Annotated in this window: 11 protein-coding genes; 2 read left to right on the forward strand and 9 right to left on the reverse strand. The window is 58.8% G+C overall.

Translation table 11 applies throughout. The features are described 5' to 3' along the window. Nucleotides 1-57: 57 nt before the first annotated feature. On the forward strand, nt 58-804 hold the full coding sequence (locus ACR0NJ_RS04655; protein ID WP_480815963.1) for a creatininase family protein: 747 nt from the start codon (nt 58-60) through the stop codon (nt 802-804). A 52-nt stretch (nt 805-856) separates the two neighbouring features. Here ACR0NJ_RS04655 and ACR0NJ_RS04660 read toward each other — a convergent pair whose 3' ends face one another. The 9 genes from ACR0NJ_RS04660 to ACR0NJ_RS04700 all read right to left on the reverse strand — a co-directional run bounded on the left by ACR0NJ_RS04660 (nt 857) and on the right by ACR0NJ_RS04700 (nt 11,805). Further along, a complete protein-coding gene (locus ACR0NJ_RS04660) occupies nt 857-1,684 on the reverse strand; it encodes an MBL fold metallo-hydrolase (RefSeq protein ID WP_480815964.1) in 828 nt (275 codons plus the stop codon). Then, on the reverse strand, nt 1,681-2,025 hold the full coding sequence (locus ACR0NJ_RS04665) for a pentapeptide repeat-containing protein (RefSeq protein WP_480815965.1): 345 nt from the start codon (nt 2,023-2,025) through the stop codon (nt 1,681-1,683). Before ACR0NJ_RS04665 ends, ACR0NJ_RS04660 begins: the two co-directional genes overlap by 4 nt. Nucleotides 2,026-2,137: 112 nt before the next feature. Next, entirely contained in the window at nt 2,138-3,385 is a 1,248-nt protein-coding gene (hemA, locus tag ACR0NJ_RS04670) for a 5-aminolevulinate synthase (protein WP_480815966.1), read from the reverse strand. 106 nt (nt 3,386-3,491) lie between these two features. Next, nucleotides 3,492-4,088 carry a cytochrome P460 family protein gene (locus tag ACR0NJ_RS04675; protein ID WP_480815967.1) on the reverse strand — a complete coding sequence of 199 codons (597 nt, stop codon included), beginning with the start codon at nt 4,086-4,088 and terminating at the stop codon, nt 3,492-3,494. Between the two features lie 567 nt (nt 4,089-4,655). Beyond that, a complete protein-coding gene (locus ACR0NJ_RS04680; RefSeq protein WP_480815968.1) occupies nt 4,656-6,356 on the reverse strand; it encodes a Na/Pi cotransporter family protein in 1,701 nt (566 codons plus the stop codon). Between the two features lie 70 nt (nt 6,357-6,426). Then, the gene (gene pbfA, locus ACR0NJ_RS04685; RefSeq protein ID WP_480815969.1) at nt 6,427-7,779 is read right to left on the reverse strand and encodes a (R)-1-hydroxy-2-aminoethylphosphonate ammonia-lyase; all 1,353 of its coding nucleotides are present in this window, start codon (nt 7,777-7,779) and stop codon (nt 6,427-6,429) included. A 109-nt stretch (nt 7,780-7,888) separates the two neighbouring features. Next, nucleotides 7,889-9,331 (reverse strand): phosphonoacetaldehyde dehydrogenase, encoded by a 1,443-nt coding sequence (gene phnY / locus ACR0NJ_RS04690; RefSeq protein WP_480815970.1) that lies wholly within the window; start codon nt 9,329-9,331, stop codon nt 7,889-7,891. An 18-nt stretch (nt 9,332-9,349) separates the two neighbouring features. Beyond that, entirely contained in the window at nt 9,350-10,597 is a 1,248-nt protein-coding gene (phnA, locus tag ACR0NJ_RS04695) for a phosphonoacetate hydrolase (RefSeq protein WP_480815971.1), read from the reverse strand. 20 nt (nt 10,598-10,617) lie between these two features. Continuing rightward, on the reverse strand, nt 10,618-11,805 hold the full coding sequence (locus ACR0NJ_RS04700) for a 2-aminoethylphosphonate--pyruvate transaminase (protein WP_480815972.1): 1,188 nt from the start codon (nt 11,803-11,805) through the stop codon (nt 10,618-10,620). A gap of 121 nt (nt 11,806-11,926) precedes the next feature. Between ACR0NJ_RS04700 and ACR0NJ_RS04705 the strand changes: the two genes are divergently transcribed. Next, the gene (locus tag ACR0NJ_RS04705) at nt 11,927-12,814 is read left to right on the forward strand and encodes a LysR substrate-binding domain-containing protein (protein ID WP_480815973.1); all 888 of its coding nucleotides are present in this window, start codon (nt 11,927-11,929) and stop codon (nt 12,812-12,814) included. Nucleotides 12,815-12,834: the final 20 nt, after the last annotated feature.

The raw sequence follows: 12,834 nt of genomic DNA on the forward strand, positions 1-12,834 counted from the left end.
ATCCCGTCGTGCACAAAGGAAAAGAACAGTCGGTGTCAGACGCCGTGCGGAGGTACGATGAAACTTGAGAATATGACCTGGTATGACGTCGAAGCCCGCATCGGGAAAGGGGCTGCAATCATGTTGCCTGTCGGCTCGACCGAGCAACATGGGCCGATGGGGCGGATCGGAACGGATACGATCTGTGCCAACGCGGTTGCGCTGGCGGCGGCAGAACGGTGCGATGCCATTGTCGCCCCGCCTCTGGCCTATACGCCAGCCCGGTTCAACACTGCGTTCCCGGGCACGGTTTCGGTGAGCGAGGAGACGTTTCAAGCCTTGGCGCAAGAGGTGATCGCTGGGTGCCTGTCTCAGGGCTTTGCGGGGGTATTCGTCGTGAATGGTCACGGGGCCAACCTGGACCCGCTTGACCGGATCGCGTCTGATCTGCCGCCTGACAAACTGAGGATTCGCAGTTGGTGGGAACCACCCGGCGTGAACGCGTTGCGCGCGGACCTTTTTGGGACGTGGGAGGGCATGCATGCGACCCCTTCAGAAGTGGCTATAACTCAGGCCCTTCTGGGGTCATTGCCGCCCGGTGAGGCCGCAGAGCCGCCGGAGCGTTTGAGCGCCGAGTACATCCGCACCCACAGCCGCGACCGCCACGGACCACCGGAGCAGCACCGGGCCGAGTTCCCCGACGGTCGGGTCGGGTCCCATTCCGCTTTGGCGACGCCGGAAGCCGGGCATCGGCTGCTACAGGCAAGTGCTGCGGAAATTGCCCGAGAGTTCACGGATTTTCTGGAGGCGGCACTGGCGTCATGAATGTGAACCGAACAGGATCAGAAAATCAGGATTCGTGCCCGGCTGCCCGCGCTTAATTCAACGCAAGTGCGCTCATATCCAAAGCAGTGGGAAAAACATGATCTGGATACGCATCTAGCATCGCTGATGTAAAGCAAGAGATCGACGGATACTTTTCGCTCAAGTGCATGAAATCTCTTAGATAAGCGTCCGTTGATCGTAGCAGTTCGGCCCCTCCGACCGCACCGTGACCAGGCAGGACCTGCGCCGGAGACAGCTTTTTCAGGTATTCCAGATTCTGACGCCAGGCGTCCGCGCGACCCTCCACCAGCCACAGATGTTGCCGGTTCAGAACGTGATCTCCGGCCACAAGGGTGCGTCTGACGGGGTCGAACAGAATGATCGGAGCGGCGCTTTCTGCATCGGGCATGACGACGCAGTCGAACCGGGTTTCCGCCAATGTCACAGGGCCGGTTGCCAAGGGGCGAAACGGATTTGCGAAGCCCGGCCAGTCCGTTGCTGCGGTGCGAATGAAGCGTAGCGTCGTTTCGGAACTTGCGATCACGGCGTCAGGGAAGAGGGGTCCCAGAACTTCCAGCCCAAGATAGTGATCCGGATGGGGATGCGTGATGACGATTGCCGTAACGGGTTTGTCGGTTCGCGCGGCGCGCACGGCAAGGTCCCGTGCCTCGTTCAGGTTCAGGTGCGCGTCGATCAGAACGCAGCTTTGGGGGCCTTCGATCAGATAGGCATTGGCGAAGAAGCCAGACGCATCGGATTGATGCCGATGGTAATCGCAGGGGGCCGCCGCTGCAGGATGGCTCAGCACGGATATGACTGCGCTTCCGGCAACGGCGATCCACTGCCGCCGTGAAAGGTAAGGGTGGCGTGTCTGGTTCATTTGCAGATGCCGACCGACCCGATCGCACATTGCCGCGCGTCGTTATAATATGCGCCGTCGAACACGGCCCCTTCAAATTTGTTCCGGCCCAGTTGCGCCTTGGTCATGAAGGCGCCCGACAGGTTCGCGTTTGAGAAATCAACCTGCTGAAGGTCTGCCCCGATCAGGATGGTTCCGCGCAGGTCCGCGCCTGCAAGGTTCGCCCCGCGCAGTTTGGCAGCCGTCATCTTGGCCCCGCTCAGGTTGGCGCGACGCAGATCAGCGCCCGAGAAATCCTGATGCGACAGGTCGCAGCCATGCCAGTCCACCTCTGGCGCGGGTTCGCTTGCGCAATGATCCACGGGCGCACCCATCTGGGCTTGACTGACAGAAGCCCAAAGGCAAGCCACGCCAATGAAAACTAGGTGCTTGGATGTCTTGCTCACGCTCTCAAACCGTTTGTGTCGCATTGCATTAGCCTGCCGTAGCCTGTGCCTTGGCGGTCCGAATGTGATCGCGTGACAATGCGCAACGCGACCAGATGTGGTGAAGCGCTGTTGCCAGCGCCTCGATGTCTTGGTCCGTGTGGTATGGGCCCGGTGTGATCCGTAGCCGTTCGGTTCCTTCGGGAACCGTGGGATAGTTGATGGGCTGGATGTAAATGCCGTAGTCGGCAAGCAGTATGTCGGAAATCCACTTACATTTATGCGCGTCCCCGACAATGACGGGAACGATATGACTGTCATTGTCCAGATGCGGAATACCCATCTGGTCCAGTCTGGTCCGGACCATCTGAACCGCGCGCCGCTGGGCCGTACGCTCGGCCGTGCTGGTCTTGAGATGACGGATCGACGCCCGCGCACCTGCCGCAATCGCCGGTGGCAGAGCGGTAGAAAAGATGAAACCCGAGGCGAAGGATCGCACAAAGTCGATAACGGAAGAGGACCCGGCAATGTAGCCACCCATCACACCAAACGCTTTCCCGAGCGTGCCCTGAATGATATCGACCCGGTCCATTAACCCATGCGCTTCAGCAATGCCGCCGCCCCTAGGGCCGTACAGACCGACGGCATGCACCTCGTCGAGATATGAGATCGCGCTGTGCTTTTCACAAACATCCAGAATATCGCTTAGCGGGCAGATGTCGCCATCCATGGAGTAGACAGATTCGAAGGCGACGATTTTGGTGCAGCCGGGATCGGTTTGACCGAGCAGAGCGTCAAGATGGGCAACATCATTATGCCGCCAGATCTTCTTTTCGACGCGCGCATGGCGCATTCCTTCGATCATCGAAGCATGATTGAGCTGGTCGGAAAACACGACACAATCGGGAAGCCGGGCGGCCAATGTGCCGAGACTGGCCCAATTCGCAACATAACCCGAGTTCAACACAAGGGCGGCGGGCTTCTGATGCAGATCGGCCAGTTCCTGTTCCAGCAAGACGTGATGATGCGTCGTGCCCGAGATATTGCGCGTGCCCCCAGCGCCCGCCCCGTATTGCGCCAGGGCATGCGTCATCGCCGCAAGTGTTTTTGGGTGCTGCCCCATGCCCAGATAATCGTTTGAACACCACACCTTTATCCGTTCGTGGCGACCATCGGTGGTGTAGTGTGTTGCATCCGGATAAGAACCAGCGTGGCGCTGCAACTCGGCAAACTCACGATAATTTCCTTCACTCCGCAGCGCGTCCAATTGAGTTTCGACAAGTCTGTCAAGGGTCATCGGTCTTTCCTTTGATCAGGAATGACTTGTAATTCCAAGCTGCATGGCCCGGAGAAAAGGCGGCCATCACCGGAAACGTGGGTGATGGCTACGGGCTTGCGAAATCTCAGTTGGCGCTCAGGATCGCGTAGAACCGAGTAAACACCATATCTTCGTCCGCGTTGTCGATATGGCAGGCGGCGCAGGCCTCGATCGGGGCTGCTGCTGCGGTTTCTGCGTAGGGTGGGGCGTGGTGGCCGAAGTTGAAGTAACCCCAGTTGTTGCTGTCGGCAAAACGCGACGAGTCCTTGACCGCGATGTCGATCCCGTTGAATCCGGCCGGGAAATATCCCTGACCCGAAACCTCAAGGCGCGACCCGTCCTCTTCCTCGCCCGGTTGGGTCAGTTGCAGTTCTTTCAGCAAGATGGTGCCCTCGGGGAACTCGCCTGTTTGCTTGTATTGCGCATAGGCGGTGGGGTGCATGTAGACGTTATGATATTCGGGGAACCCGGCCTGTCCGCCATTCAGGGCGTTCGGGGTCAGGGGCGATCCCAGGAACACCCATTCGCGAAACCCTTCCGGCAAGATCAATTGGCCGTCATCCGTCCATTTCGGCTGCCAGTCATCCGACACCTGCGCGTTTACGGATGGCGCGAACTGGCTCAACACCAAAGCAGAAGCCCCGATTGCAGCGCCCAAGGTCATTACTTTCAAGAGAGTCATTGCAGCGTTCCTTTTGATTGCTCCAGCACACAAGCTGTGGCTTTCCGTTGGGGGTGAGTGAGATAAAGGTAAACGAGCGATCTGTACGCAGAATGCTCGAAGAGACAGAATCTATTGCAGGTCGTACGGCGCGCTGGCGTAACGATAAATCTACCGTGATGCAGCCGTCAGATGGGCCGCCTTTCAGGGAATGAACCAGCGCCCGCAAGCGCCCACACACCGGATCAGGTTGCTGGCGAATTCTTGGATGTCAGACGAGTTGCTGTTGTCGACGCTTTAGTCGATAACCCTGTTTGCCGATGCTGCCGTGAAGCCCATCCAAATACCGGACCCCAAGGCAACTACACCCTGACGGATTTTGATGATCGCTATCAAAAGAAATTTAGCATCGCTCGATGCACGTCACGGCTTCAGGCGTCTCTCCCCGTCCAAAGGTCTGAATCTTGCATCCATTGATTACCTGGGTCTGTGCAACTCCGCTTTTCTTCGCGATGCCGCTGTTTCGGCAATGGACCGGGGCGTGCCCTTTGGGACTGGCAGTTCCTGCCAACTGAGCATTTTAAACCCTTAAGTATTTTCGTGGGGTTTCAAAGTCGCCTCGCTCTTGTCCGCAACCTCGTTGATCAGGCGCGTTTCAAGCAATTGGCCGTTCCGGTAAAGGACGGGATAGGCAATGGCCGCGATGTGGCTGTTGAATTCGCGGAAGGCGCGCAGGGTTTCCAGATGTATGTCGCTCGTTTCGAAACTCTCAGTTGAGCCGTGCTGTAATCGGCGCAGGTGGCGCTTACGGCTATCACGTTCGACCCGTTTGATTTCGGTCTTTTCCAAACTCAGAAGGCGCGCGCTTTCCAGATCGTCTGAGATCAGGACGTTCGAAGCCAGCTTCATATTGGCCAGAATGCCTTCGTGCATCTGAACCAGCTCCGACCAGCCTTCCTGCGAGAAACTGGACCCCTTGGCGCGCATTTCGCCAGCCAGCACAGTCAGGCGTTTCGCCACAACGTCCCCTGCCGTTTCCAGACGGATGGCAAATTCCATAAGATCGCGCGCTGTTTTTGCGTCCTGTTTTTCATAGAGCTCTGGCGGGATCGCGGCGACAAAGGCCCGAATACCCGAAAGGCAGTCGTTTACGTCTTCGTCGATGGCCTGAACGGACCGGATTTGTTGCTTGTCGCCGCTGCGGTACAATTCCAGGACGGGGCGGAACATGGTTTCAACTAGATTGCTCATCCGCAGCAGCTCTCGCTTGAGACTTGGCAGGGCCTGATTGGGAGTTGCGACATGTTCCATGTCCAGCGCGCTAACCGGTTTTGCGGGTTGCGCCTGCTGCTCTTTCTTCTGATCCGGCAGGAATGTCTCGAACAGGCCTTGCAGACGTCCGCAAAATGGCAGGGCCAGAACCAGCAGCGACAGGTTGAAGGCAAGATGCGCGTTGACCAGCATCTGCCCCCCTTGCGGGTTGCCCAAAAGCCCGGTGCGCAGGGCCAGGTTGGCGGCGAACAGGGCTATCAGGGCCCAACTGCCCCGCAGCGCCAGGTTTGCATAGGGTATGCGCCGGGCGGTCACGGGCATTCCGCGGGTCAGCCAAACCGGAATAAATGCCGATCCGAAATTCGCGCCAAAGACCAGTGACATGCCCGCTGCAAACGGAATTGCACCGATCTGCACCAGCGTTACGCACATGAGGATGGCCGCTACAGAGGAGTGCATCACAAAGGCCAAAGCCCCGCCGACAAGGAAGGCGGTGATATAGTCGCGGGCCAGATAATCGGCCACCGCAGGTAAAAACGCACTGTCACGGATAGGGTCCATGGCCTCGCGAAGGAACCTCAGAGAGATCAGGATAAAGGCGATGCCCATCAGGATACGCCCAAGCTGCCGGGCTTTCTTGGCTTCGGTTTTGACGAACAGATAACCGCCAATGGCCAACAGCAACGGCACAAGCCAGTCCAGTTTGAACGACAGGATCTGAATGATCAAAGCCGAGCCCAGGTCGCCGCCCAGCACGATGGCCAGCCCAGCCGGAAAGCTCAGCATCCCGCTTGCGGCAAACCCCGAGCTTAGCAGGGCCACAGCTGCTGAGCTTTGCAGCACAATCGCCATCATCACGCCCACCAGCGAGGCCTGCAGGTAACTGCGCTGCTGCGTCATAACCCGCTGGAACGACGCGCCATAGCTGCGCTCGATCCCGGTGCGCACCATGCGCACCGCATAAAGAAGCAGCATCGTCGCACCGGCGAGGCTGATCAGAAAAGTAACTATTGCCATGCCGCGCCTCCCTTTCTTCTGAATTCAGGGAGAGTGCATTTTGGCGAGATCTTTGGGGTTACATTTGCGATCAAATCTCTTCCTTGATTGCTGCAATGACGATGTCGAGGGCCCGGTCCAGATCAGTGCGCGAGATTGTCAGCGGCGGCGACAGGGTCAGCACACAGCCTTGGCTGATCTTGAAGCTCAGCCCGGCGTCCAGACAGGCATAGTAAATCCGCTCGGCGCGGGCGTTACCGGGTGTTTTCTCGATACGGTCTTCAACGATTTCGACCCCGAACATTAGGCCCCGTCCCCGGATATCTCCGACGATTGGGACGTTCTGGAGCTCGTCCATCAGACGGTCCATTGCGTGATTGCCCAGATCGTCCGAGCGCTGAACCAGCCTCTCATCCTCGATAATCTGGAGCGTGGTCAGCGCCGCGCGGGCCGTCACCGGGTTCTTTTCATGCGTATAATGCCCAATCGCAAAATCGCCGCAGACATCCAGTTGCGCGCGCGCGACACAGGCGGCGATGGGCAGGATGCCTCCGCCGAGGGATTTGCCCAGAGTCACGATGTCGGGGATGATTTCGTCATGTTCAAAGGCAAACATCTTGCCGGTTTTGCCCAGACCTGTGGGGATTTCATCCATAATCAGAAGAGCACCGTGCCGGTTGCAGGCCTCGCGCACAGACTTCCAGAAGCCGGGCGGCGGTACATAGGGAACCGCGCGCATCGGTTCTGCGATGACGGCGGCGATGTCTCCCTCGCGCTCCAGCACAAATTCGACCATTTTGGCGCAGGCGAGACCACAGGTGTCGGGCCCCGCGTGATTGTACGGGCAGCGATAGCAGGCAAACGGGGCCACGTGCTCGGCACCGGGCAGTAGAGGGCCAGCAATGTGGCTGCGAAACGTCGCCTCGCCGCCAACGCTTGCGGCCCCAAAGCCCGCACCGTGGAAGGCATCCCAGAAACTGATCGTTTTGAACCGCCCCGTCGCCGCGCGGGCGATTTTCAGGGCTACTTCGTTGGCATCGGAACCGCCGGTGGTGAGCAGGGTTTTGCCAAGGTCTCCGGGTGCGATTTCGGCCAGTTTTTCGGCCAGTTCGACCGCCGGGTCATTGGTGAAACGGCGCGGCGCAAAGGGAAGATCATCCAGTTGCGCCTTGATAGCGGCGATCAGCCGGGGATGACCGTACCCGATGTGATGAACCGAGTTGCCATGGAAATCCATGTAACGCCGCCCGTCTTTATCCTCGATCCAAATGCCTTCGGCCTTTGCAATCGTGCTGACGCAAGGAGAAGACAGCGACTGATGCAGAAAGACATTTGAATCGCGTTTCAGCAGAGGTGCGGATTTCGGTCCTATGGATGTGTTCAGCCACGTCCTCCGTGCCTCGGAAGTGTTTGATTCCCCTTCTGTATGCACGATTTGCGACATGGCTCACTTTCTCAGTTCTGCCCGACAGAAACGGCGGGCCCGGTCTGGCCCGCAGTTTTTGCATAGGGATTATTTGATGCCCCGTCCGCAACCGGGCAGGGCAAGATTTTTAACCAGGCCAGGGCAGAGAATAGGTTTTCACGTTGGTGAAGAACTTCATCGCCTCGATGACGCCTTCCTTGACGCCGTTGCCCGAGTCCTTGATTCCGCCGAAGGGGGACATTTCGATGCGGTAGCCGGGTTGTTCCCAGATGTTGCAGGTGCCCACGTTGAGCCCGTTGATAAAGGCGATGGCGCGGTTGAGGTCGTTGGTGCAGACACCTGACGACAGGCCGAACTCGGTGGAATTCGAGATGCGCATCACCTCTTCATCATTGTCGGGCACACGGACGATGGGGATGATGGGGCCGAATGTTTCCTCCATCACCAACTCGCTGTCATGGGGCACCTTGTCGACCACGATGGGCGGCAGCAGCGCGCCCTGACGACCGGGGTGGTAGAGGATTTCTGCGCCCTCTTTCTCGGCCATGTAGACGCGGGTCTCGAACAGCTCGGCGGCTTTGTCGTGGATCACGCAGCCCAGTTCGGTCTCGGGGTCCTGCGGGTCGCCGAACTTGATCTTCTTGGCCTTTTCCAGCACCAGCGGCACGAACTTGTCCGCCACGCTGTCCTGCACCAGAATGCGCTTGATCGCGGTGCAGCGCTGGCCCGAGTTGCCGGTGGCCCCAGCCACAGCAATGGTCGCGGCCTTGTCCAGATCGGCATCGCTGAGGTCGTTGAGAACGATCAGCGGGTCATTGCCCCCCAGTTCCAGCGCCTGACGTTTGTAGACCGCTTTCGAGGCAATCATCTTGCCCACCGGCACACCACCGGTGAAGGTGATGATGTCGATCTTGTCATTGACGATCATCTCTTCGCCAATGTCCTGCGGCCAACCGGTGACCACCTGGAACATCTCGGGCGGCAGGCCCGCTTCGTACAGGATATCCGCCAGCGTCAGCGCCGTCAGCGGCGTCAGCTCGGTCGGTTTGCAGACCATGCAGTTGTTCGATGCGATCGAGGGCGCGATCTTGTGGCTGACCATGTTCAGCGGGTGGTTGAAGGGCGTGATCGCGCTGATCGCGCCCACCGGTTCGCGGGTGGTGAAGATCTTACGGTCTTTGCCGTTGTGGGTCAGATCGCAGGAGAAGATCTCGCCATCATCCTTCAGCGCCTCAGCGGCAGCGAACTGATAGACATCCTGCGCGCGCTTGGTCTCGTAGATCGCGTGCTGGTGGCAGATGCCCAGCTCCAGCACCAGCCATTTGGCCAGATACTCGCGGCGCTCGCCGATCAGTTCACCGGCGCGTTGCAGGATCTGGCTGCGCTCGTACCGGGTCAGCTTCGGCTTGTAGGCCGCTGCGATTTCAAAAGCCTTGCGGGCGTGTTCAGCGGTGCCCGCCGGAACGTGGCCCACAACCTCGTTGGTGTAGGGATAGAGAACCGGCACCGTCTCGTCGGTAAAGACGATCTCGCCGCCGATGCGCATCCCTTCGTTTCTGATCTCGGTCATCGGTTGATCTTTCATGGCTTATTGCGCCGCTGCCAAAGTGGCAAAGAAGAACGCATCGAAGTTGCGTAGCTTCTCGGGCTGGTCCGGCAGGTCGATCACGCGGTTGACGATGAAGGGCACTTCCTGCTCGGTCAAGCCGCCATGGCTGCGCAGAGGTTCCTTCAGAGCAGCCAGATCGTGACGGTCTGCCGAGGTACCGATGGTCATGTTCTCGCCCGAGATCATCACAATGTCACCGATCCGGTCAGCAGGCAGTTCAAAGCGGCGGATGGCTTCTTCCTTGTCGATCACAAGGATCAACTCGTCACGGGCGTCCAGCTTTGCCATGATGTCAGCCTTGTCCGTACCTTCGGGCAGATAGGCGGTGGCAAACGCTCCAAGCGCGCCGTGGTGAACCACGTAGGGATCAGTAATCGGCAGGATCACGCGAGCCTGACCTTCGCCCAGCCATTCATCCATAAGGTCCTGTGCATAGATCACGTTGGGCTCGCCTGCTGTGTTGTGCTTAGGCTTCATGCCGTGATCGGCGGTGACAACGATGGCTGCGCCCATCTCATCCAGTTGCGCGAGGTACTTGTCGAACATGGCGTAGAAATCCAGCGCGCCCTGTTGTTCAGGGGCGAACTTGTGCTGGATATAGTCGGTGGTCGACAGGTACATGATGTCGGGCTTGAACTCTTTCAGCAGCTTGACGCCTGCGGCAAAGACGAATTCGGACAGCTCTGCCGAATAAACCTCGGGCACCGGCATGCCCAGCCATTCACTTGCATTGTCAATACCATGCTCGGCCTTGGTGGTCTCACCCGAGCGTTCCGAGGAGAAAGCAACCGCGCGGTCTTCGTCGAATTTCAGGCCCGCGCCCAGCAGCGCGCGCAGCTTGTCCTTGGCGGTGACCATGGCAACGCGATAGCCCGCCTCGTAGAACTGCGAGAAGATGGTCGGCGCGCGCAGGAAGCGTACGTCGTTCATCATCACCTCTTCGCCCGAATCCGGGTCGATCAGGTAGTTGCCGCAAATCCCGTGCACGATCGGCGGGCGACCGGTGGCGATGGACAGGTTGTTGGGGTTGGTGAAGCTGGGGATCACCGAATGCGCCAGGCGGTCGGTGCCGGTCTCGCGGATGCGCTTGAGCGTCGGCATCAGGCCCTTGGCGATGGCCACTTCCAGGTATTCCGGCTCGCAGCCGTCCAGGCAGATGGCGATGGCCGGAACCTTGGGGGCCGGGTAGACGCGTTCATTCGCGGTTACGGGGGTTTGGATGGTCATTTGAGGGGGTCCTTCGTTTCTTATGCGGCCAGTTTGGCGCGTTCTTCCAGCGCAAGAGCCGGGGGTGCCGCGCTGGCGACCCCCATCTCGGCCAGGGTTTCCTTGGCGGCAGCAACAACCTGCCGCATCACATGCTCATCCATCTGCCCGATGCAGCCGACGCGGAAACTGTCCACAACCGTCAGCTTGCCCGGATAGATGATAAAGCCCTTGTCCTTCATCAGATCGTAAAAGCGCGAGAACACGAACTTCTCGTCCGCAGGGCAGAAAAACGTCACGATGATCGGGCTCAGCCAGCGGTTCTGCAGCAGCGTCTCGAAGCCCAGCTCGCGCATGCCTGCGACCATCACGTCACGGTTGCGGGTATAGCGCGCGCCGCGCCCCGCAACGCCGCCCTCGGCCTCATGCGCCTTCAGCGCTTCAAGGAAGGCTGCAATCACATGGGTCGGCGGCGTGAACCGCCATTGGCCGGTCTTTTCCATATGCGCCCATTGCGCATGTACATCGAGGCTCAGCGAATGGCTGTTGCCCTTGGCCGCTTCCAGCTCATCCTTGCGGGCGATGATGAAGCCAAAGCCCGGTACGCCCTCGATGCATTTATTGGCCGAGGACACCATCGCCTCATACCGAATCTCCGAAGGCTTCAGCTCAATCGCGCCAAAAGCCGACATCGAATCGATCAGCAGCTTGCGCCCAGCCCCGTAAACGGCCTCGGAAATCTCCTCGACCGGGTTCAGAATGCCGGAAGACGTCTCGCAATGGATCGCAACCACATGGGTGATCGCAGGGTCCTTGGCCAGAATCTCGGCCACTTCCGACCCGCGCGGCGGCAGGTAATCGCCCTTGTCCAGCACCAGATGATCGCGCCCCAGATACTGCAACGTCTGCGCCGAGCGCTGCCCATAGGCCCCGTTCGCCAGCACCAGCGCCTTGCCGTCCTTCGGGATGAACGAGGCCAGCATCGCCTCAACCGCAAAACTGCCCGAGCCCTGCATCGGAACGCAGTCAAAGTCTCCGGCCCCCTCGCCCAGCAACGCCAGCAGCCGAGACCGCATCTCGCGCGTCATCGCCCGGAAATCATCATCCCAGCTGCCCCAGTCCCGCAACATCGCCTGCTTCACCGCATAAGACGTCGTCAAAGGTCCAGGCGTCAGCAAATAAGCCTCGCCCAGTTTTGGGGGCTCTAAAGCAGTGTCGGGTTGGGTCATTGCACAAGCTCCTGAACAGCGTTTCAAGAATACAATTGCAGCAACGAATTCCATATGTGAAATTGTAAAAATCAATCTAATAATAGGTGCAGCTTATGCATGATGTTTGGGGAAGGATGCGATGCGACATAGCCAATTAAAGGCCTTTCACTACGTCGCCAAATACGGCGGATTCTCGCGCGCGGCCGAGGCACTTTTCCTGACCCAACCCGCCATATCGGAGCAGGTCCGCAAGCTTGAACAGGATCATGATCTGCTGTTGTTTCTTCGCGAACGTAAACGCGTGCATCTTACCCCGGAAGGGGAGCGGCTTTTTCGTTTCACGAAACAGTACTTCGAAATCGAGGATCAGATTGAGGATTACCTGTCCGAAACAAAAGCGGTGATTGACGGCGAGTTACGGATCATCGCTGATTCCGCACATCACCTGACCCGGTTTCTTGGCCCTTTTCGAAAGAAGTACCCCGGAGCCCAGATTTCAGTAAGGTCCGGCAATACCGAAGAAATCCTCGAGGAACTGAGGTCTTACAACGCAGAGATTGGCGTTGTCGGCAGCGTTTCGCCCGGCAAGGATATGAGTATTCTGAACCTCGGATCGGCCGAGATCGTGGCCTTTGCGGCCCAAGGCGTTTTGTTGCCGTCCAAATCGACCCTCTCGTTTAGGGAACTGGCCGACCTGCCGCTTATTTTCCGAGAGCAGGGATCGAAAACGCGCCAGAAACTGGAAGAAGAGGCTAAGAAAAGCGGCGTTGTCCTAAAACCAGCGATCGTTGCCGAAGGGCGGGAAGCCGTTCGGGAACTGGTGGCCTCAGGGGCAGGTATCGGTTTTGTTTCGCAGGCGGAATACAGCCATGATGATCGTCTCAGGCAAATCCGGTTGAAGGATATCCACCTGCATATGGACGAGAGCCTTGTGGCCCTATCTCAGCGCCGTGAGGTGAAGATCATCCGAGCCTTCATGGATTTTGCGCGGCAGGCTTTGGACGCAGAAAAAACCCCCGCCGAGTAACTCCAGCAGGGGTCCAGTTC

This window comes from Ruegeria sp. F11, assembly GCF_056533855.1.